This window comes from Chryseobacterium formosense, from assembly GCF_900116415.1.
GTDB lineage: Bacteria > Bacteroidota > Bacteroidia > Flavobacteriales > Weeksellaceae > Chryseobacterium > Chryseobacterium formosense.
This window is the reverse complement of sequence record NZ_FPAP01000001.1, coordinates 1,081,191-1,102,737: the sequence shown is the minus strand read 5'-3', so window position 1 is coordinate 1,102,737 and position 21,547 is coordinate 1,081,191. Positions and strand designations below refer to the sequence as shown.

The 21,547-nt window shown below is 33.9% G+C and carries 22 protein-coding genes and 1 tRNA gene; 6 read left to right on the top strand and 17 right to left on the bottom strand.

Annotated elements, in window-relative coordinates; translation table 11 throughout:
* Position 1 precedes the first annotated feature (1 nt).
* From BM371_RS05210 to BM371_RS05190, 5 genes are all read right to left on the bottom strand, one after another.
* On the bottom strand, positions 2-1,318 hold the full coding sequence (locus BM371_RS05210) for an ABC1 kinase family protein (RefSeq protein WP_034676561.1): 1,317 nt from the start codon (positions 1,316-1,318) through the stop codon (positions 2-4).
* A 1-nt stretch (position 1,319) separates the two neighbouring features.
* Positions 1,320-1,979, bottom strand: a complete 660-nt coding sequence (locus tag BM371_RS05205) for a TetR family transcriptional regulator C-terminal domain-containing protein (RefSeq protein ID WP_034676559.1) — start codon at positions 1,977-1,979, stop codon at positions 1,320-1,322.
* A 551-nt stretch (positions 1,980-2,530) separates the two neighbouring features.
* Positions 2,531-3,751 (bottom strand): site-specific integrase, encoded by a 1,221-nt coding sequence (locus tag BM371_RS05200; protein WP_034676557.1) that lies wholly within the window; start codon positions 3,749-3,751, stop codon positions 2,531-2,533.
* Between the two features lie 250 nt (positions 3,752-4,001).
* A tRNA-Ser gene (locus BM371_RS05195) sits at positions 4,002-4,089 on the bottom strand.
* Between the two features lie 124 nt (positions 4,090-4,213).
* Positions 4,214-5,896 (bottom strand): SNIPE associated domain-containing protein, encoded by a 1,683-nt coding sequence (locus tag BM371_RS05190; protein WP_034676555.1) that lies wholly within the window; start codon positions 5,894-5,896, stop codon positions 4,214-4,216.
* A 164-nt stretch (positions 5,897-6,060) separates the two neighbouring features.
* Here BM371_RS05190 and BM371_RS05185 point away from each other — a divergent pair, with 164 nt between their 5' ends.
* Complete coding sequence (locus BM371_RS05185) at positions 6,061-7,227, top strand: retropepsin-like aspartic protease (RefSeq protein WP_034676553.1); 1,167 nt, start codon at positions 6,061-6,063, stop codon at positions 7,225-7,227.
* 41 nt (positions 7,228-7,268) lie between these two features.
* On the opposite strand, the gene BM371_RS05180 is transcribed toward BM371_RS05185, so the two are convergent.
* From BM371_RS05180 to BM371_RS05145, 8 genes are all read right to left on the bottom strand, one after another.
* Positions 7,269-8,627, bottom strand: coding sequence for a M20/M25/M40 family metallo-hydrolase (locus BM371_RS05180; protein ID WP_034676551.1), 1,359 nt, complete (start codon positions 8,625-8,627; stop codon positions 7,269-7,271).
* 19 nt (positions 8,628-8,646) lie between these two features.
* Positions 8,647-9,111 (bottom strand): hypothetical protein, encoded by a 465-nt coding sequence (locus tag BM371_RS05175; RefSeq protein ID WP_034676549.1) that lies wholly within the window; start codon positions 9,109-9,111, stop codon positions 8,647-8,649.
* Position 9,112: 1 nt separating this feature from the next.
* On the bottom strand, positions 9,113-9,523 hold the full coding sequence (locus BM371_RS05170) for a hypothetical protein (RefSeq protein ID WP_034676547.1): 411 nt from the start codon (positions 9,521-9,523) through the stop codon (positions 9,113-9,115).
* A gap of 28 nt (positions 9,524-9,551) precedes the next feature.
* Positions 9,552-10,952: a M28 family peptidase gene (locus BM371_RS05165; protein ID WP_051882782.1), complete on the bottom strand. Its 1,401-nt coding sequence runs from the start codon at positions 10,950-10,952 to the stop codon at positions 9,552-9,554.
* Positions 10,953-11,004: 52 nt separating this feature from the next.
* Positions 11,005-12,249 carry a DUF1015 domain-containing protein gene (locus BM371_RS05160; RefSeq protein ID WP_034676545.1) on the bottom strand — a complete coding sequence of 415 codons (1,245 nt, stop codon included), beginning with the start codon at positions 12,247-12,249 and terminating at the stop codon, positions 11,005-11,007.
* Positions 12,250-12,256: 7 nt separating this feature from the next.
* A complete protein-coding gene (locus BM371_RS05155; RefSeq protein ID WP_034676543.1) occupies positions 12,257-13,216 on the bottom strand; it encodes a D-2-hydroxyacid dehydrogenase in 960 nt (319 codons plus the stop codon).
* A gap of 109 nt (positions 13,217-13,325) precedes the next feature.
* Entirely contained in the window at positions 13,326-14,390 is a 1,065-nt protein-coding gene (serC, locus tag BM371_RS05150) for a 3-phosphoserine/phosphohydroxythreonine transaminase (protein WP_034676541.1), read from the bottom strand.
* Positions 14,391-14,517: 127 nt separating this feature from the next.
* On the bottom strand, positions 14,518-14,868 hold the full coding sequence (locus BM371_RS05145; protein WP_034676539.1) for a 4Fe-4S binding protein: 351 nt from the start codon (positions 14,866-14,868) through the stop codon (positions 14,518-14,520).
* Positions 14,869-14,927: 59 nt separating this feature from the next.
* On the opposite strand from BM371_RS05145, the gene BM371_RS05140 reads away from it, so the two are divergent.
* The 4 genes from BM371_RS05140 to BM371_RS05125 all read left to right on the top strand — a co-directional run bounded on the left by BM371_RS05140 (position 14,928) and on the right by BM371_RS05125 (position 17,703).
* The gene (locus BM371_RS05140) at positions 14,928-15,962 is read left to right on the top strand and encodes an acyl-CoA reductase (protein WP_034676537.1); all 1,035 of its coding nucleotides are present in this window, start codon (positions 14,928-14,930) and stop codon (positions 15,960-15,962) included.
* A 48-nt stretch (positions 15,963-16,010) separates the two neighbouring features.
* Complete coding sequence (locus BM371_RS05135) at positions 16,011-16,457, top strand: hypothetical protein (protein ID WP_034676535.1); 447 nt, start codon at positions 16,011-16,013, stop codon at positions 16,455-16,457.
* Between the two features lie 65 nt (positions 16,458-16,522).
* On the top strand, positions 16,523-16,987 hold the full coding sequence (locus BM371_RS05130) for a hypothetical protein (protein WP_034676533.1): 465 nt from the start codon (positions 16,523-16,525) through the stop codon (positions 16,985-16,987).
* A 29-nt stretch (positions 16,988-17,016) separates the two neighbouring features.
* On the top strand, positions 17,017-17,703 hold the full coding sequence (locus BM371_RS05125) for a Bax inhibitor-1/YccA family protein (RefSeq protein ID WP_034676531.1): 687 nt from the start codon (positions 17,017-17,019) through the stop codon (positions 17,701-17,703).
* Between the two features lie 204 nt (positions 17,704-17,907).
* Here the strand turns inward: BM371_RS05125 and BM371_RS05120 are convergent, their stop codons facing one another.
* The 4 genes from BM371_RS05120 to BM371_RS05105 all read right to left on the bottom strand — a co-directional run bounded on the left by BM371_RS05120 (position 17,908) and on the right by BM371_RS05105 (position 20,813).
* A complete protein-coding gene (locus BM371_RS05120; RefSeq protein WP_034676529.1) occupies positions 17,908-18,156 on the bottom strand; it encodes a DUF6952 family protein in 249 nt (82 codons plus the stop codon).
* A 58-nt stretch (positions 18,157-18,214) separates the two neighbouring features.
* A complete protein-coding gene (locus tag BM371_RS05115) occupies positions 18,215-18,520 on the bottom strand; it encodes a thioredoxin family protein (RefSeq protein WP_034676527.1) in 306 nt (101 codons plus the stop codon).
* Between the two features lie 299 nt (positions 18,521-18,819).
* On the bottom strand, positions 18,820-19,452 hold the full coding sequence (locus BM371_RS05110) for a peroxiredoxin (RefSeq protein WP_034676525.1): 633 nt from the start codon (positions 19,450-19,452) through the stop codon (positions 18,820-18,822).
* A gap of 167 nt (positions 19,453-19,619) precedes the next feature.
* Positions 19,620-20,813: a pyridoxal phosphate-dependent aminotransferase gene (locus tag BM371_RS05105; protein ID WP_034676523.1), complete on the bottom strand. Its 1,194-nt coding sequence runs from the start codon at positions 20,811-20,813 to the stop codon at positions 19,620-19,622.
* A 91-nt stretch (positions 20,814-20,904) separates the two neighbouring features.
* Here BM371_RS05105 and rsmG point away from each other — a divergent pair, with 91 nt between their 5' ends.
* Positions 20,905-21,540 carry a 16S rRNA (guanine(527)-N(7))-methyltransferase RsmG gene (gene rsmG, locus BM371_RS05100; RefSeq protein ID WP_034676521.1) on the top strand — a complete coding sequence of 212 codons (636 nt, stop codon included), beginning with the start codon at positions 20,905-20,907 and terminating at the stop codon, positions 21,538-21,540.
* Positions 21,541-21,547: the final 7 nt, after the last annotated feature.

Below are 21,547 nucleotides of genomic sequence, written 5' to 3'. Positions count from 1 at the left end.
TTTATGGGATGAAGTTTTTGTAATTATTGATTTTAATATCTTTAGCTCTCACATCATGCATCATGTTGTACAGCCCGAAAAATGTTCTGTTCAGATAGATAAAGTGCTTTGAACCACGATTGACATTCATTCCTTTCATGTCATTCAGTTTCGCGTAACGCTGGCCGAGGTCAGCGATTTCCTGAAAGAAGCCTTCATCAGAAAAATCAAAAACTTCAAGGTTAAATGGTCTTGTGAACAGTTCCAGAAGCTCATAAAACAGCTTGCTGAAAAATTCCTGTTCTTCCCGCGTATCATCATGTCGGAGAATTTCCAGCTGATACAGCTTTAGTTTAAAAGTTTCAGGATTTTTAAGATTTTCCATCTTTGCCAGTTCAAAATAAGGTGTATAAAATTCATTGGGAATCTCTTTAATACAGCCAAAATCGATGACCAACAACTCATTATTTTCTGAAACAAGAAAATTGCCGGGATGCGGATCTGCGTGCACCTGCTTTAGGACGTGCATCTGATATATATAAAAATCCCAAAGGGTCTGTCCGATTGTGTCGAGGTTGTCCTGAGAATTATTTTGCTTGGTGAATTCCGAAAAATGTTTTCCGTTCATCCAGTCCATGGTGATGATTTTCTCGCAAGATAAATCAGGATAATAGGTGGGAAATCTCAGGTTGGGCAAATGACTGCATTCTTTAGAGATTTGCTGACTTCTTTTCAGTTCCAGATTATAGTCGGTCTCTTCAAATAATTTGCTCTCAACTTCCTGAAAATACGATTCAGAACCTTCTTTCTGGATATTAAACATCTTCATGGCAATCGGTTTTACCATTTTCAGGTCGCTGGAAATACTTTCCCGGACGCCCGGATATTGAATTTTAACCGCTAAATCGTGCCCATCTTTTTTTGCCTTGTGAACCTGTCCGATGCTCGCCGCATTCACCGATTCCTGAGAAAATTCATCAAACATTGCTTCCGGGTTCTTCCCGAAATATTTTCTGAATGTTTTCTTCACCAAAGCGCCTGATAATGGAGGAACCGAGAACTGCGACAGCGAAAATTTCTCCACATAAGCCTGCGGAAGAATATTTTTTTCCATGCTCAGCATCTGAGCAACTTTTAATGCAGAACCTTTTAATTCTTTTAAGGAATCATAAATATCCGTGGCATTTTCTTCGTTTAGAATCTGCCTTGCTTGTTCTTCGTCTTTGGTGATTTTATTTCCGTAATATTTGATGTAATTGACACCGATTTTGGCACCCGCTTTCAGCAAACTTCCAGTTCTTTCTATCTTTCCGGTAGGAATTTTATTCAGTGTTTTCATTTTAGTGTTTTTTAAATTTTTCTTTAAATAAAAACTTACTGAGGTCTGCGAGTTTTCTCAATGGTTCATTATCCATCAGTTCAAAACCAGTGTCAATCGTTTTCTCAATGAAAATATCGGTCTTTTCGAAGGCGGGTGAGGTATCTTTTTTCCAAAACTCAATAACAGAAACCAAATGTAACCAGAGTGCTTCTTCACGGGCTTTTTGATGCGCATTTCTAATATCATCTTTTGCTTTTTGGATGATCTCCCAATCATTGAAATCAAGCGTTTTGATATACTCGCGGTGAGTTGCTTTCAGCTGACTGAGAATCTTAGCGGATTGCATTTTGGTATTTCCTAAAATGATTAAAACCAAAGAACGGTTCATCGTCATATTTTCAAAAAATATATAATAAACATTTAAAAGTTTTTCTTTTGAAGTCATTTTTTTAGCTTCGTTTACTTCAGCCGCAAGTTCAAAAGATTTTACAAACAAGTTAACCAGCATTTGTTTCTCAATTTGCTCAAAGCTAGCAAAGTAATCGTAGAAGTCTTTTTCTTCAAACTCATTGTCTTTGGCAAAACGGTAAATGTTTTTTGGTTTTTCACCGTGATTGAGGATATAGTCTCCGTACAATTCGAATATTCTTTCTTCTGAGATTTGATTTTCTTTTTCCATAATACATTTTATTATAACAAAATTAGTAATTAATTTTACTAAATCTAAAAAATTAGTAATATGTATTTCTAAAATAAATGATTGAAGAAAACGATCGACAGCCTTAAATAATTATATAAAGAGAAGGATTATAATATAATTTTTGATAGAGGTAATTTATATATTTTATTTTATGAATAATACTTGTTAAAATTGTAAATTTATCAATTCTTGCTAACTTTCAATTTGCGTTCCTATAAGTATAAACCCTTGAGGAAGTTATGTACCAAAACAAGTTTTTGGTGCAAGTTGCATTTTTTAATTCATTACTAGCAAACGGTAATTCTTAAAGAATTTTTAAAATAAATGCTTAACTTTAACTGTACACTAGATTAGTACATCCATTTTTATACTACATATAAAAGAGCCAGGTTGAATTAAGATATTTAGAATTTTATATTTTATTTGGTGGACTCAAATATATAGTCGACTTAGTTAGATTTCACTTTCTTAAATAGAGAAGAAATTATAAACATAATTTCTTCTCTATTACAACTAATTTATACAACTTTTTATTCTTTATTTTTAAATATTTCCCTCACAAGTAGCATATCATCACTCACTTTCTTATCAAGAATTTTCGCATAGTGTTGAGTGGTTTTTATATTCTTATGACCAAGCATTTTGCTTACACTTTCAATCGGAACGCCATTGGATAATGTAACTGTAGTAGCAAACGTGTGTCTCGCAATATGAAATGTCAATTCTTTGTTAATCCCACAAACATTAGCAATTTCTTTGAGATAAGAATTCATTTTCTGATTACTTAGTACAGGAAAAAGTACGTTTAAATTTACACATTCCGGGTGGTCTTCATATTTTAAAATAAGCTCTTGAGCTAATGGCAGTAGTGGAACTCTGGTTGCAGTACCAGTTTTCTGACGATTTGTAAATATCCATTTGTCACCATCTATTCCAATATTGATGTGCGATTTAGATAATTTCACTACATCAACATAAGCTAAACCAGTATAACAACTAAAAAGGAAAATATCACGTACCTGATTCAACCTGTCTGAAGCAAACTCTTTGTCATAAACCGATTGAATTTCCTTCTTTGTAAGATAGGGGCGTTCCACTTCTTTAATTTTTGCTTTGTAACCTAGAAACGGATCTTTTGATAGCCAACCGTTCGCCATGCATAAACGCATAATTTTTTTGAAGTTCTTGATGTATTTTACAGCAGTATTGTTAGCGCATTTTCGGACACTACGAAGCCAGAAATCATAATCCATAATGAAAGCGTGATCAATCTTTGTAATATCAATGTCAGAAATTTTATACTTCCAATTTAGAAATTCCTGTGTGTGTTTCAAGGAAGTTTTGTATCGTTCCAATGTACCTGGAGCGAAATCCTGACCTATTAATGCTTCTACTTTATCATTGTGATCCTGAAAAATAGGAATGAGCATTCTTGTCGAAACATCAGTTCCAAGCAGTTTAGATTTTAAACTTTCTGCGGTTACGAAGTCTTCTTCTTTGAGCATCAAGTAATGGAAATCGTAAACTTGCTGTTCTAAAGTTTTAAGGTAAGAGTTCAGTGTTTTGGATTCTTGACTATAACCTATGGCTTTCTGCGATTTATTATCCCATTTCTTTGGGTCAATATATCTTTTAGCCGCAATCTCTGCTGCCTTGCCATCTACTGTGATTCTTAAGTAGATAGGAGCGGTTCCGTTTGTTCTGATTTTATTCTTTTTTATAAAGAATAACAGGTTGAATGTTTTGTTCATTGTGTGATAACTTTAATTGTTTAATAATTTACTTTTTGTTACCACTTTTTGCAAGATGTTCAATCGTTAGACTGCCTATTGGTCGGGTTTTCCAGAGATTTCAGTGACCTATTTTGATATTTTCACTATAGGTCACTAAATAGGTCACTTTAAATATGACCTTTTTTGATTTTCTTTGATACTAGCGCAAAACAAAAAACGCTGTAAACATTGATGTTTACAGCGTTTTAGCTTATTTTGGTTTCCCAACTGGCGGAGAGTGAGGGATTCGAACCCCCGGACCTGTTACAGTCAACAGTTTTCAAGACTGCCGCAATCGACCACTCTGCCAACTCTCCTTATTTACTACGATTTCTCGTTTTCAGTGGTGCAAATATAGGATGTTTTTTTGTTATGGCAAAGAGAAAATTGAAAATTGTTTAAGATTTGATCCTATTAATCGAAGAATGAGAGATTTAAATTTTAAACTTCTTCAATCACTTCATTATAAGTTACTGGGTCAACGATTTCCTGATAACGTTCCCATTCTGCCTCAAGAGTTTTGTCCGTTTTCATTTCTTTTTCAAGTTTAAGGCTTTCTCTGTATTGTTTTGCCTCTGCTAAAAGTGTCCATTTACAATTGATTCCGATTAACTCAAGATGATGCTTTAAATCATTAATGTCCAATCTGAAAAATTCTTTCCGAGGATTTATTTTATTGAGCTGATCTTTAAGAAATTTTTTATGAAGTTGTCTTTCTAGGGCAGGCGCATCATCGGAGTATATCATTGCATGAACGTCAAATTCAAACGGTACACTTGCATCTCCTAATTCACGAACTCGGTCTAAAGGCTCTAAACGTCTCGTCATTCCTATTTTATAAACATGCTCTCCAAACGAACCGATGTTTGAAATCACATACACATTTCCGGTTTTTGTTTGCTGAGCCATTGATATGGCTCTTTGATTTTTTTCTTCTGCCGCTTCGAGTTTTCCCTGGAGTTCTTCCAGTTTTTGTTGGAAAATTGCTTTCTGCTCTTCATTAGCTCTTGAAACTTGTGCTTCTGCTTTTTCAATGAGTCTTTTTAAAGTTTGTTCTTCTTTTTCGGCTTCTTTTATTGCTTTTTCAAACTCTTTTCGGGCTTTTTCCTCTTCACGAATCTGTTCGCGGATTTGTCTCTGTTCTTCAAGTTCCATTGCACGCAATTCTTGTGCAACGACTGCCCATTTTAATTCTTCTAATCTCGCCTGATGATAAACTTCTGATATTCTTGCATTTCTAAACGCTTTTCCGTTAAAATTAACCAACTGAAAAGCATCTTCTATTTTCTGTTTCAAGATGCCATAATTGTCTTTTCTTACTGTTGCTAAAATAGAATCAACTTTACCGTTGTAAGCATCAATCACAAAATCCACAGCAGTTTTTTGTCTTTCTTCATCCATATATTCGCAGATTCCGGCTTGTCGGTTCACAATCATCAGTTTATTGTTTTGGCGAAGTTTTTTAAGATTTTCTCCCGCTTCTTTATGACTAAAATCTTCTGCAAGCTGGTCTAAGAGCGTATAGCTCGGTACAAGATATTCATTTCCATAACCTTTAATTACATTTTGCATTGCCTGAATTCTGTCTGCAATTTCATTGGCTTCTCTCAAACTTCTGTAAGCATCACCGCCAATGGTTTCTGCTCTGTTTTCTGCATTTTCGATAATTCTTTTTGATTCTCTTACTGCATTTTCGTAGAGAAGCTCAATTTCACGTTTTTTATTTTCTATGAGTTCTTTAATATTTCGGCGTGATTCTTTTGCATTTTCCTGAGCATCAAATAATTCCTGATTTCCTTTTTCTCGGAGTTTCTCGTAATCTTTATGAGCTTTTTTCAACAAATATTCGCATTCTACTTTTACATCAATTATATTTTGATATTTACTTAATTCTGCAATTTTATCTTTTAGATCACGATTATTAATTTGAAGTTCTGAAAATTCTGTTTGGGTTGATTGAAGCTTATTTTTTAATAAATTATTTTCAGCTTGATGTTGCGCTATATCTTTTGATAGTTCAGTGATTTTTGAATCTTTGGTTTTGATTTCATTATTTAATTTTTGTGATTTAGCATAAAAATAAATCACTAAAATGATTAAAATAACAATTAAAATAATTTCCATGGTTATTAGTTTTTTGATATACAATAATACACAAATGATTGAAAAAAATATTACGGAAAACCATAATTTGGTTTTAAGCTTTCTTAAAGATGAATTTTCTTGAAATCACTCATCATTAATTCACATTACTAATTTCAAAACACTATTTTTATCAAAAATTATTCATGAAGAAAATTTCACTTTTTGCTTACGTATTTCTTACCATTACAATTTCTGCTCAAGGAAAGAAATTTTTTGAAACTGGAGAAGCAGTATTAAAAAATCCTGTGGAAAAAGTTAATTTGAATTTTGAATATGAATTACCTCTTGTAAAAGTAGAAATAGATGGTAAAATGTATCAGTTTTTGTTTGACACAGGAGCACCTACAGTTATTTCTTTCGCAATTTTTAATCAATTAAAACTGAAAGAAAAACATACCAGCAAAGTTTCAGATTCACAGAAAAATAAGCAAAAACAGATTTTTACCGAAATCCCTGAAATGAAAATTGATAATATCATCTTCAAAAATATCGGGACAGTTGTGATGGATTTGCAAGGGACAGAATTCGGCTGTATAAAAATCGACGGAATTATCGGAGCCAATCAAATGGCAAAGCTTTTCTGGAGAATCAATTATTCTGAAAATAATCTGGAAGCAACCCAAAATCTTACCAATTTCTCGATCGAAGGGTACGAAACCATATTTTCTTTTGATCCCAAAATGCAGAAAACACCTATCATTGAAGCTAAAATTTTAGATAAAAAAATAGAGATGACTTTTGATACCGGCTTTACAGGTTCCATGAAAATCTTAGATAAATATTTCGATCCGAAAAAAGGTAATGTGAAGTTTGTTGAAACGTACGGAATTGCTTCTATAGGTGCTTTCGGAGCAGGAAAACCACAGGTTTCATATCATTTCAAGACAGGCGAAATTATGATCGATCAAAAGAAATTCGGCAACCAGCTTATCGTTACCGGATCTACAAGCTTGCTGGGAAATGAATTTCTCAAAAAATTTAGTTATATTCTGGATTGGAAAAATAGTAAGATCTACCTTCATCAAATTAAAGAAGATGAGCCTAAACTAGAATCATTTGGTTTTGGATATCGATTTATCGACAATAAAGCGAAAGTGGTTTTATTATTTAATGATAAAGATTTTCCTTTAAAATTTGATGATGAGATTTTAAGCATCAATCACATAAGTCTCGAAAATCTGACCAACGAAACGGTTTGCACATATTTGCTGAACCGAATTGAGAAAGATGTTAATGTTATCAATATTAAAATAAAAAGAGAAGGGAAAGTTTTAAATTTTGTTATTGCTAAAAAAGAATATTTAAAATAATTTTAATATAATATAAAGTCCTCAAATCGATGACTTTATATTTACCAGTTTTTATCAATCATATAAATCATCTGCGTCATGATCGTTGCTCCCAACAACAATTCTCTGCGGTTTACTTTTTCAAAAGTATCTTCTTCGGTGTGGTGAATATCAAAATACCTCTGAGAATCCGGAGCCAGCTCTGCGGTAGGAACTCCCATATCTTTCAAAGGATATATGTCGGTTCCTGAATATCTTCCTCCAAAATCATAAGCTCCGTAAGGTAAAAATAAGGAAGACCAGCTTTTGATCTGATTGATTTTAGCCTCATCCATTTCCAGAGCAATTCCTCGTGGTGAAAATCCTCCCGCGTCAGATTCTAAGGCAAAAAGGTGCTTTTCGTTGCTATCTTTTACTATTTTTCCGTATTGCTGACCGCCTTTTACACCGTTTTCTTCATTGGCAAAACAGACGACTCTTATCGTGTGATTATTTTTAATCCCTAAATTTTTAAAAGTTCTCAAAACTTCGATGCTCTGTACAATTCCTGCTCCGTCGTCATGAGCTCCTTCGCCTACATCCCATGAATCTAAATGTCCGCCTACAACAATCACACTTCTATCTTTGTGACCTGTGATTTCCCCGATAACAGAGTGGGAGAGTTTCTCACCTTTCATACCACAGTTGGAATTGAGTTTAGCGATAATTTTCTGTGATTTTAAAAGACTTTCCAGTTCATCTGCAGTAGTATTTCCGATGGCAACGGCAGGGATTTTTTCAATATCTTTATCGTAACGCATCGCTCCTGTGTGCGGAACATCATCAAATGCAGACGAAAGTGATCGTACAATCGCAAATTTCCCACCTTTTTTTGACGTTAATGATGCAGCAGTAGAGCGATAAACAGCTGCATCGCTGTAGGCATGAAAAGTCTGAACGTAAGACTGACTGAAAGGATAATTGAAGAAAACAATCTTATCTTTTACCTGATCAGGAGTAAGTTTGTTGTATTCCGCTAAAGATTTCACCATGATAATATCTCCTGAAATATCTTTTCCTTTTGTGCCTTCAGAATTGCCTAAAGAAAGCATTTTCAGAGAAATCCATTTTCCGTTTCCGGCTTTTATTTTTAAAGATTCTTTTCCTCGTTCCCAAACCGGAATCATGACTTCCTGAAGCCACACTTTATCGGCTCCGGCTTCTTTTAATTTTTGTTCGGCCCATTTTACCGATTTTTCGTAAGCCTCTGAGCCGCTTAGTCGATGACCTATGTTTTTAGTTAAATCTCTTAATTCGTTGTACGACTTTCCTTTATTTAAAATTTCAATAGAAATTCTGCTGAATTGAATTGAATCTTCTTTAGTCTGTCCGAAAGCAGTGAAACCGAAGAATAGGATAGCGGTTGAAATTATATTTTTCATTGAATTTTCTGTGATTTCATTAAAATTTTAATTCCATATCGATTTGTCTTCCTTCTGCCAAAGCTTTTTTGTCCATTGAAGTTCCTACTCCAACACCAACTGCCAAACCAATGGGTAAACCCAATGCCATTAAACCAATATTTCCCATGCTCAAACCGAAAACTACACCTAAAGGCAATCCGAAAGCCGACATTCCGACGGCTGTCCAAAGGTTTCTGTAATAATTTTTAGGAACTATTTTATGATCAGCTTCTAGTTTTTTGATAATAGCAGTCTGTATTTTTTTTAGAAATTTATAAAGCTGAAAACCTGTCAGAGTTGTTGAATTAATATCTTCAATCTGTTGATTGATAAATTGTACAATTTCTGATGGAAGCTTTTTAATATTAAGTTTTTCAATCAATTGCTGCATCTGATCGTACAGATTTTTTACTTTATCGTTATTGATCTGTTCCGGGTTTAAATTTAATTGTTTGATTTCCATATTAATTTTTCTGATCAGATTGGTTGGGGTTTATAGTTTTTGGAATTTTAAATAATAATACCAGTGCATATATTTGAAGAATCGTTTGTACGATATTAATAATTCCGACCACAGGCTCATTTAAAATATCCGAAATAATAAACGGAATACTGATAAGACCGAATGCGAAAAGAGCAAGTAAAATATATTTAAACCATTCAATCCCTTTACTGGTGACATACGCAAGCACGAAACCAAATGCCAGAACAATAATTGCTATGAAAATTTGCAGTTCATTTTCTAAAGTATCATATTTCCAGATCAGGTTGCCAATGCCTAAAAATCCTGAGATATAAAGGAGTTCGGCAGATTTTTTGTAATTCGGATGAACAGGTTGTGTATTTTCTTCTGAAAGAGTTTTGTTAATACTCATTAGTTTTTTATAAATTAAATTTAAAGGTCTACCAGTTTTTATCAATCATAAAAATAAGCTGGGTCATGGCAACTGCTCCGAGAAGTAATTCTCTTTTGTTGACCTTATCGAAGGTATCTTTTTCGGAGTGATGATAATCAAAATATCTTTGAGTATCAACGACCATTTCAGCCAACGGAACATCTAGTTTTTTCAACGGTGCAATATCCTGAATGGCATAAGTCTGGTCGAAATCATAAATTCCATAAGGTAAAAAATAATTTTTCCATTCGAACATCAGCTTTCTTCTTTGTGGAGACATATCCAATGAAAAACCTCGTGGAGAATAACCTCCTGCATCGGTTCCCAATGCAAAAATGTGCTTTTCTTCTTTCTTTTTTGCCTGCAAAGCATAGGTTTCACGACCCATTCCACCGTTTTCACTGTTGGCATAAAGCACAATTCTTAGCGTATGGTTATTATCATAACCTAAAGCTTTAAACGTTCTTAGAACTTCCATACACTGTACAACTCCGGTTCCGTCGTCATGAGCGCCTTCAGCAAAATCCCAAGAATCCAGCTGCGCACCCAGAACAATCACTTTTGAATCTTTTTTACCTGGAATTTCGCCGATAATATTATGATTAATGGTTTCGCCCTTTGATTCGGCAGACATGTTGATTTTAGCCTTAACCGGTGTTTTCTTCAGCAGTTTTTCAAGCTCATCTGCAGAACGGACTCCAATGGTCATTGCCGGAATTCTTGTTTTGTCTTCAGGTTCATAATAAACCTGTTTTGCGTGCGGAATGTCGTCCGAAGCGGTTGTTAATGATCTTATAATTAAAGCTTTTGCTCCTTTCTGTCCAATCACGGAAGCCGAAATAAGTTTAGATTTTGCAGCAATCATATAAGAATCTACGGTATTGATAATGGTAGGATCAATCGGATAGTTTACAAAAATGATTTTATCTTTTACGTCTGCGGTTCTCAGGTTTACAAGCTCCTGAACATCATTTACCAAAAGAATATCAGCGATTAAATCTTTTCCCTTTGTTCCTTCAGAATTCCCGAATGAAAGCATTTTAATAGATTTCCAATCGCCTGAAGAAGTTTTGATCTGCAAAGATTCTTTTCCTCTGATCCAAACCGGAACTTTTACTTCCTGTTTCCATATATTTTCAGCTCCTGCTTCTTGGAGATTTTTTTCGGCCCATTCGGTTGCTTTAGCGTAGCCCGGTGTAGCACTGAATCGCGATCCGATTCCTTTGGTTAATTCACCAAGATTATCGTACGCTGTTCCATGAAGAAAAATTTCATCAGAGATTTTCTTAAATTCTTCATGATAGTTGAATTTAGGAATTACTTTCGGTTTTTTCACCGGAGCTTTTTTCTGAGAAAATAAAAATCCACTCAAAAAGAGTGGAAGTATGATAAGTAATATTTTTTTCATTTTTACTGACCGTTTTCTTTTCGGAGCATAAAAATAAAGAAAAAATAGATAATTATTGTTTCATATCGTACATTAATAATGCAGTAACCAGCTTTGGCTCAATGAATGTGCATTTCGGAGGCATACTCAGCTTTAAATCAGATATTTTAATCATATCATTAAAGCTTATAGGATAAATTCCGAAACCTACTTTTCCTTCTCCGCTGTCTACCTTTTCTTTTAATAAATTGATTCCTTCAATATTGGAAGTTCCCTTGATGTAGGAAATCTCATCAGAGCTGTCAGAATCTTCAATATTCAGAATATCTTTTACAATATATTTATCTAAAAGATGGTGGTCTAAATTGTCTAAAGACATTTCCTGGGAACGAAGATCGTGTTTTACGTGAAGAGAATAGAATTTACCATCCAGATACATCGAAATATGGAATTTCTGAGAAGGGTAGTAAGGTGTTTCTCCTTTTTCGTGGATTAAAAAGTATTTTTCAATTCTATTCAGGAATTCTTCCGTTGTAAGATCACCGATGCTTTTCACAATTCTGTTGTAATCGTGAATTTTGATAGATTGGTTAGAAACAATAAAGCTATAAACGAAATTGTATGCCTCTGTTCCGTTATGCCTTTTGTTTTTATCTTTTAAACGTTTGGCGTGTAATGCTGTGGAACCTATTCTATGGTGACCATCAGCGATGTAGAAAGAATCGATCTGGTCTATCACTTCCTTGAACTGCTGTAATTTCAAACGGTTATCAATTCTCCAGATTTTATGTCTGATGCCGATCGTATCAACGTGATTGAAGATCGGAACATTTTTCTCCTCATGATTCATCAATAATTCAATTTTTGAATTTGATTGATAAGTTAGCAAAACAGGTTCTGCCTGAAGATTTACTTTATCAAGATAATGCGCCAGCTTTTCTTTTCTTTCAGGAATGGTACTTTCATGTCTCTTGATTTTTCCTGCCCAGAAATCCTCAATGCTTGCAAGACCTAAAAGTCCCCTGAAAACCTGCTTATTCGGGTAAATCTGCTCGTAAAGATAATAAGCTGAACTATCCTGAACCAAAACATTTTCTTCAAGAAGCTCTTCAAACGTAGAACGAATTTTCCTCAGATTCCTGTCGACATCTTTAGATTTGCTTACAACATAAGGTTTAATCATATTGATGTAAGTTTTCTCTTTTTGCGCTTTTTCAGCAATTTCAGCCTGGGTGAAATTATCTAAAGGATGTGTAGGAAATGTAGACTCATGATCTTTATGAGGTCTGATTCCGCGGAAAGGTTTAAAAACTGGCATATATAGTTTATAGTTTCTTTTTAATTTCAATAATTTGTTGGGCAAGCTCTACACCGATTTTTTCTTGTGCATCTACCGTATTTCCTCCTAAATGTGGTGTAAGAGACAGGTTCGGATTCATCAACAATATAAGCTCCGGTTTAGGCTCATTTTCAAAAACATCAAGTGCTGCTCCTGCAACTTTTCCGGATTCTATAAAATCCAGTAAAGTCACTTCATTAATGACACCGCCTCTTGCTGTATTTACGATATAAACACCGTCTTTCATTTTTTCAAACTGTGGCGTATCAATGATGTATTCGCTGGTTTGCGGAGTATTAATACTTATAAATTCAGCATCTTTTAAAAAATCATCCGTATTGTTGGTAGATGTGATTTCAAAATTGGCTTTTTGACCATCGAAGAATTCTAAAGTTAATGTTTCTGTTCTTGGTTTTCTTGTCAGAACTTTCACTTTCATTCCTAAAGAAATCCCCATTTTTACGACTTCCTGACCAATACTTCCGAAACCGATCACGCCCAACGTTTTCCCTGAAAGTTCATACGCTTTGCTGAACGATTTTTTCATCGCATCGAAATGGGTTTCTCCTTCCAATGGCATCAATCTGTTTGATTCATGCAAAAATCTGGCTAAAGAAAAGAAATGTGCAAAAACCAATTCTGCTACAGACTTTGATGAAGCAGTTGGTGTATTGATGATATAAATTCCTTTATCTATCGCATAATCTACATCAATATTATCCATTCCTATGCCGCCTCTTCCGACGATTTTAAGATTCGGACAAGCATCAATCAGATCTTTCCTAACCTTTGTAGCACTTCTTACCAATAGAACATCAACATTATTTTCATTGATGAAACTGGCAACATGATCCTGAGCAACCCTGTTGTCGAGCACCTCTATTCCGGCTTCTTTTAAAGTAATTTCTCCGGCTTTTGAAATTCCGTCGTTAGCTAAAACCTTCATGATTATATTTAATTAAGGCGAACTTTTTTACAAAATAAATAGTTGCGCAAATTAAGAAATTTTAAGATAATGAAAAATAAATCTTAAATACTTTAAATAGGGCAACTGCTTATTTTAAAGATTTCATTACATCTACCAAAACCTGTACGCTTTCAATCGGTAAAGCGTTGTACAGACTTGCTCTGTAACCGCCCAAGCTTCTGTGACCATTTAATCCGCTGATTCCTGCAGCTTTCCATGCCGCATCAAATTCTTCTTTTTTACTTTCATCAAGGAGTTTGAAAGAAACATTCATCAGAGAACGATCTTCTTTTACACAGAAAGTTTCAAATAACGGGTTAGAATCAATTTCATCATACAACAATTTAGCCTTAGCTTCATTTCTTGCTTCTGCAGCTGCAATTCCTCCGTTTTTCTCTAAATACTGTAAAGTCAATAAAGATGCATAAACCGGGAATACAGGCGGAGTATTGTACATTGATTCTTTAGAAATGTGCTGATTGTAATCTAAAATAGAGAACATATTTTCTCTGTCGGTCTTACCTAAAATCTCTTTCTTTACAACCACTAAAGTTACGCCTGCAGGTCCCATATTTTTCTGAGCTCCTGCATAAATCAAGTCAAATTTTGAGAAATCCAATTGTCTTGAGAAAATATCAGAACTCATGTCACAAACCATAATGGTTTCTACATCCGGGAAAGTTTTCATCTGAGTTCCGTAGATCGTATTGTTTGAAGTACAGTGGAAATAATCATATTCTGCACCTACTTTATAATCTTTAGGAATGAAAGAATAGTTTTCTTCTTTTGAAGTACCAACAACATCTACACTTCCAACTTTTTTTGCTTCTTTTATTGCTCCTGCAGCCCAGGTTCCGGTGTCCAGGTAAGCAGCTTTTCCGCCAACTTTCATCAGATTATAAGGAACCATTGCAAACTGAAGACTTGCTCCGCCACCCAGATAAAGCACTTCATAATCATCACCAAGATTCATAAGCCTTTTTACAATAGCGCGCGCTTCATCCATTACTGCAACAAATTCTTTGCTTCTGTGGGAAATTTCAAGAATCGATAATCCCATTCCGTTAAAATCTAAAATGGCTGCTGCAGATTTTTCGAATACTTCCTGTGGTAAAATACAAGGTCCTGCGCTGAAATTGTGCTTTTTAATCATAACTTTCTTATTGTTTTTTGCAAATTTTATTCAAGATAGAAAAAATCTGCGGTTTCATTGGTATTTTAAAGAGATTTATATAAAATAAAAATAAAAAACCGCCTCATGATTCATGAGACGGTAGTTGTTATTCTCCGTGTAAGAATGCTTTTTTGTTTAGCAGTGCTTCATCAGATTCTACATGATCTTCATCCGGAACACAGCAGTCTACAGGACAAACTGCAGCACATTGTGGCTCTTCATGAAAACCCTTACACTCTGTACATTTATCTGTTACAATAAAATAAACATCATCACTTACAGGCTCCTGCGGCGCATTTGCATCCACAGTAAGACCAGAAGGTAAAGTTACAGTTCCCGAAAGTTCTGTACCGTCGGATGCTTTCCAGTCTACTGCTCCTTCATAAATTGCATTGTTTGGACATTCGGGTTCACAAGCCCCGCAGTTAATGCATTCATCAGTTATTTTAATAGCCATCGCTAATTTTTTTTAAATTTGCACAAAATTACAAAATATTCCCCAATTTTAAAGTAATTATGAATATCGAAAAAGCAGTTTTAGGACTAAATGAATTAAGTGGTTATATAAAAGATTTTTTAACAAGAAATTCTGAAGATTATAGCGAAATTGATGTAGAATTTGAGCAGGTATTGAAAAGATCTGAAATTGAAAATCCTTGGTTTACAATTGATAATCAGAAATTTGCTTTAAAACAATGGTCTGAATTACTGATTGTTGATAATATAAATAATTGGCTGACAGAATATTCACCATCAAAAATATCAAAAAAAGTAGGATTAATTCTTGCCGGAAATATTCCATTGGTTGGGCTGCATGATGTAATCTCAGTGATCTTAAGCAATCACATTCCTCTCATCAAATTATCATCAAAAGATCGATTAATGATTCCTTTTTTATTAAAAAAATGGAAAGAATTTTCTGATGAAGAGATTAAGTTTGAATTTGTTGAGAAATTGGTGAATTTTGATGCCGTAATTGCCACAGGAAGCAATAACACTGCAAGATATTTAGAATATTATTTTAAAAATCATTTAAGTATCATCAGAAAAAACAGGACTTCCGTTGCTGTTTTAAAAGGTGATGAAAAAGAAGATGATCTAAAACTCCTTGCGAACGATATTTTCCAATATTTTGGGTTAGGCTGCAGAAATGTGACCAGAGTTTTCATTCCTGAAGATTTTCTAATCGACAGATTATTTGAGAGTTTCTTAGATTTCAAAGAAATCATCAATCATAATAAGTATGCCAATAATTACGATTACAACAGGGCGGTTTATCTTCTGAATCAGGATAAATTCTGGGACAATAATTTTGTGATGCTTAAGGAAGATGAGAAATTGTTCAGCCCGCTTTCTGTAATTAATTTCAGCAGATATTCATCTTTGGACGAAGTGAAAAATTTTATTGAAGAAAATGAAGAAAACATTCAATGCATTGTTGCAAAAGATGAATTAGGCATCGGATCTATTCCTTTTGGAGAAGCTCAAAATCCTTCATTAAACACTTATGCAGACAATGTTGATACGATGAAGTTTTTGGAGGTTATTTAATTTTTTTAGCTTACATTAGTTTTACCAAAATTTCAAATCTGTTTTATTATGAAAAAGTTGTTCTTGGTTTTGAGTCTATTTGCAGTATCGTTTGCAATGGCGCAGAATGTTACTAAAGTAGAAATTCAGAATCCGGCGATGGATGTTGCTACTCCGATTGCTAAAGATAAAATCGAACTCTATAATCAGTCGTTTTCAAAATTTGTCTCTGCACTGAAAGCATCAGATAAAAATGCGGTTTCGGGTTTAATTTCAGAAAAAGTAAAGAATCTGGTTAATGAAAAAATGATCCAGACACTTTCGGGAGGAATTAGTTTTGACAGAAAAACAGAAGTTTATCTGTCTGGTTACCAAAAATTGATTGATAACCAAACTTACCCTGCGATTCAATATAAATATGAAGACGACAAACAAAATCCGCCGAGAGATCTGATTACGGTAATTTTCGAAAACGATGGGAAAATTCTTGGTGTAAAACCTGATTACAGCAAATAATTATATTTAAAAGAATAAGTAGCGCACAATTTCGTTTATTGTTTATTCAAAACAATTAAAATAGGATGAGAAAAATATTTTTAATTCTTGCGGTTTTATCTGTTCAATTTTTTATTTCACAAAAAAAGACAGAAGCAAAGTCTGAAAACAAGAAGAATACCATCGAAAATAAAAATGATGCTTTAAGTTTAAGCAAAAAAGAAAAGGATCTTTATCATGAAAAGTTCCTGAAATTTATTGCCGCTCTGAAAGCTTCTGACCGTGCAGCTATGGACGCTTTATTGTCGGATAAGGCAAAAAAAATGGTAACGGATGTTGTCTACAAAAAATTGTCGACAGATATCGACACCAATAAAACTTTTGAAATTGTAAAAACGGGTTACAAACCATTAATTGATGGCAGCAGTTTTCCGATGATTCAATATAAATATTCTGATGACAAGGCAGCAGAACCCAAGGAAATTATTACTGCCGTATTCGAACCAGACGGGAAAATATTAGGAATTAAACCTTATGAAATTAGAAAATAAAAGATTTTAGAATTTTAAATAAAATAACTATGATGACAGATGTTTTAGTCTCGCACTCTTCGGATGTAGAAAAGGCTGAATTTTACAAGAAAACGTATTTGCATGTAGCTTTTGCTATTCTCGCATTTATTGGTGTTGAAACGGTTTTACTGAATGTTGTACCACCGGAAGTAATCGGATTAATGTTCGCTCAGAAATATACTTGGCTATTGGTAATCGGTGTATTCTGGCTGGCTTCTTTTCTAGCAACCAAATGGTCTTTGGCTCAAAGTAAATCTACCCAATATTTTGGATTGGCTTTTTATGTTTTACTGGAAGCTGTGATTTTCCTTCCGTTAATCTATATTGCCGTAGCCAATGCGGGAACCGTTGTAATTCTTCAGGCGGCAACACTTACGATCGCTATGTTTGCAGGGATTTCTGCAGTAGCATTTACTTCTAAAAGAGATTTTTCATTCCTCAGAAATATTATTGTAATCGGAGGTTTTATTGCTTTAGGACTTATTGTAGGCGGAGCAATCTTCGGATTCAATCTTGGACTTTGGTTCTCCGTAGGAATGGTAATTTTGGCTTCTGCAACGATTTTATATCAAACAAGCAAACTTAAAGAAGGATATACAACCAACCAATATGTCGGGGCTTCTTTACAGCTGTTTGCATCAATTATGCTTTTGTTCTGGTATATTTTAAGAATTTTAATGAGCAGAAGAAGCTAATTTTAAAGTTATAGATTATGAGTTTTGAATTATAAAAATCTTTCAAAACTTTATAAACCCAAAAAATCCTGATGTCTTTTCATCGGGATTTTATTTTTGGTTTGTTTAAACACAAGCGGCACTAATTTCTTCACAAATAACACAATTTTCAATAATTATACTCGTGAAAATTTGTGAAAAATATTTGTGATCTTAGCGTTTAAATTATTTGTCAATCGATCCTAAAACCTTTTGCGCAAATGAGTTTAAAGCATCTTTTTCACTCATTCCGTTTTGTACATTAGCATGAACTTCAAGAGCACCACAAATATTTGTGATTATTTCTCCTGCAACATTCAAATCTTCTTCCGTAGTTCCTCTGAACTCGGTGAAGCTTTCCAAAACTTCTAACGTTTTTTCAAGGTTTTCAGGAGTCTGATTTTGGTAAAACTGTCTGATAACTGGCAATTTCATATGTGATTTCTGTATTTTTTTTGTTTGTCATATGGATTCGTGTGATACGAATTCATAATTACAATTCATTAAATAAATTAATTAAACTTTCTGCCTGATTAGACTGCACCTGATTCACCAATTCTCCATTTTTGAAGATCGCAAAAGTAGGTAAATTATCAACTTTAGCTAATTTTCTGCTTTCAGGTAATTTTTCTGCATCTATATAAAGGAAAGGAATACTGTCGTTTTCTGATGCCAGTTTTTTGAATTTAGGCTTCATGATTCTGCAGTTTCCGCACCATGTTGCTCCGTATTGTACAACCACTTTTTCATTGTCGCTTACAATATTTTGTAGCGTATCTTCTGTTAATTCTGTATACATAATTTTAATTTGAAAATTTGGAAATTGATTAATTTGAAAATGCTTAGAGTATGTTTAAATTTATAGTCTCTCTATATTGTAGAGATTTAACAGATTAAAAACATTGAAATAAATCTGCTCAATCAGCAAAATCAGTGAGAATTATATTAAAAATTGATTGAGAAAAACTAAAAGTTAATCATATAGAATTTAAAATAATAAAACTTAAACCTGTTCTTAGAAATAGAAAATGAGATAATCCTTAAAGTAATCATGTGATTAATTTTCAAATTATCTCATTTTCAAATTACCACATTGTATTAGTTCTTCGCTAAATACTCAGCAGTAGAAGTTCTGTCGGCTTTCATCGCTTCTTTACCTTCTTCCCAGTTCGCAGGGCAAACTTCACCATGCTTCTGAACGTGAGTGTAAGCGTCGATTAATCTTAAATATTCTTTTACGTTTCTACCAAGAGGCATATCGTTTACAGACTCGTGGAAAATTTTTCCTGTTTCGTCGATAAGATAAGTCGCTCTGTAAGTTACGTTTGAACCTGTGAAAACTTCTTCACCTTCTTCATTGTATTCGAAATCCTGATCCACAATTCCTAAAAGGTTTGCCAATTGTCTGTGTGTGTCAGCTAAAAGTGGGTACGTAACCCCTTCGATACCACCGTTATCTTTTGATACGTTCAACCAAGCGAAGTGTACCTCGTTTGTATCACAAGAAGCACCGATTACTTTAGTGTTTCTTTTTTCGAACTCACCTAAAGCTTCCTGGAAAGCGTGAAGCTCAGTCGGGCAAACGAAAGTGAAATCTTTCGGATACCAGAACAAAAGAACTTTTTGCTGATTGTTTGTAGCTTCTTCCAAGATGTTGATTTTTAAATCATCACCCATTTCAGACATTGCGTCTACCGTTACATTTGGGAATTTTTTTCCTACTAAAGACATAATTTTCTATTTTTGATTTAAAATTTTACTTTGCAAATATACATAGTTTTATCTATTGATATTACAATTATTGATAAATAAAATCTATAATTGTTTTTAAACTTAAATACTGAAAAAAGCTCCGTTTAAAGAGCCTTTTTATTATATTTTATCGGGAAATATGTAATTTAGTTTAAATTTTCCAAAAGATGTTTGATTCTTCTCATCGCTTCTCTTAAATCATTTTCAGACGCTGCATACGAAAATCTAATACATTCCGGACTTCCGAATGAAACGCCTCCAACACAACCTACATGAGCATTTTCTAAAATAAACATGGCGAAATCATCAGCATCCTTTATTTCTGTTCCGTTTAAGGTTTTTCCTATGTAATAAGAAATATCAGGGAAAAAGTAAAATGCTGCTTTAGGCAAAAGAACTTTAAATCCTGGAATATCTTTCATTAAATCAAATACCAAATCTCTTCTTATTTTGAAAGCATCAATCATGTATTTATATTCTGAAGGATCGGTTTTCAAAGCAACAATCGAAGCTCTTTGAGCAACAGTATTGGCGCCGCTCGTCATTTGTCCCTGTACTTTTTCACAAGCTTTTGCCAACCATTCGGGACAAGCAGAATAACCGATTCTCCAGCCCGTCATTGCGAAAGCTTTAGACATCCCGTTGATAACAGCGGTTTGCTCATAAATTTCAGAAAACTGTGCAATCGAAGTTGTTTTTGTTTCGTAATTAATGTACTCATAGATTTCATCAGAAATTACCGTAACATGAGGATATTTAGCTATAACTTTAGCTAAAGATTTCAATTCATCATACGTATAATATCCGCCTGAAGGATTACAAGGTGAGCTGAAAAGGATTGCTTTTGTTTTATCATTAATAGCCCCTTCAAGCTGCTCTGCAGTAATTTTAAAATCAGTAACATAAGAAGTCGGAAGCATCACAGAATTTCCGCCCATCATTTTTACCATCTCATCATAGCTTACCCAATAAGGTGTCGGAAGAATTACCTCGTCTCCGTCGTTAACAATTGCTGCCAAAACATTAATGATGGCCTGTTTCGCACCATTAGAAACACAAATTTGTGTCGGTTTATAGTCTAACTGATTGTCTCTTTTTAATTTTTCAGAAATAGCTTGCCGAAGTTCCAAAAATCCCGGAACAGGAGAGTAGTGGCTGTAATTTTCATTAATTGCATCAAATGCCGCCTGTTTTATATTGTCGGGAACGTCAAAGTCAGGTTCGCCAAGCGTTAAACTTATTACATCTATTCCGCTGGCTTTCATTTCTCTAGCTTTGTTAGACATCACGAAAGTCTGAGAGTAGCCTAATCTTTTTACTCTGTCTGAAAGTTTATCCATATACTGTTTTTGTCTTTTTAACAAATATATATAAAAACTTAATTTGAATAAAATGTGAATAAAACTTATTTTTGCTCTTTACAATAACTTTATGTCGATATCAATTATCCAAAAATATTTCCCGGATCTTACAGAAAAACAAATTGAGCAGTTTACAAAGCTTGAAAGCCTTTATGGTGAATGGAACGAAAAGATCAACGTTATTTCCAGAAAAGACATGGAATCTCTATATGAAAAACACATTCTTCATTCTTTAGGAATTGCAAAAATCATGGAATTTGCTCCCGGAACAAAAGTTTTAGATGTAGGAACTGGTGGTGGTTTCCCGGGAATTCCTTTGGCAATTTTGTTTCCTGAAACTGAATTTACCTTAATAGATTCTATTGGCAAAAAAATTACAGTGGTAAGTGCTGTTGCAGAAGGAGTTGGTTTAACGAATGTTACTGCAATTCACGGAAGAGCTGAAAAAGTAAAAGAAAAGTTTCATTTTGTAGTAAGTCGTGCTGTTACGCAAATGCCGGAATTCTTAAGATGGCTGAAAGGAAAATTTGAAAAAGAGCAAATAAATTCTAAGCATAACGGTGTTCTTTATCTGAAAGGAGGAGATCTTGCCGAAGAATTAGCAGGCTTGAAATGTGAACTCTATAACCTTAAAAACTATTTTGATGAAGAATTTTTTGATACTAAAAAGGTAGTTTATTTATCAAAAGGCAATTTTAATTCATAATTTGACG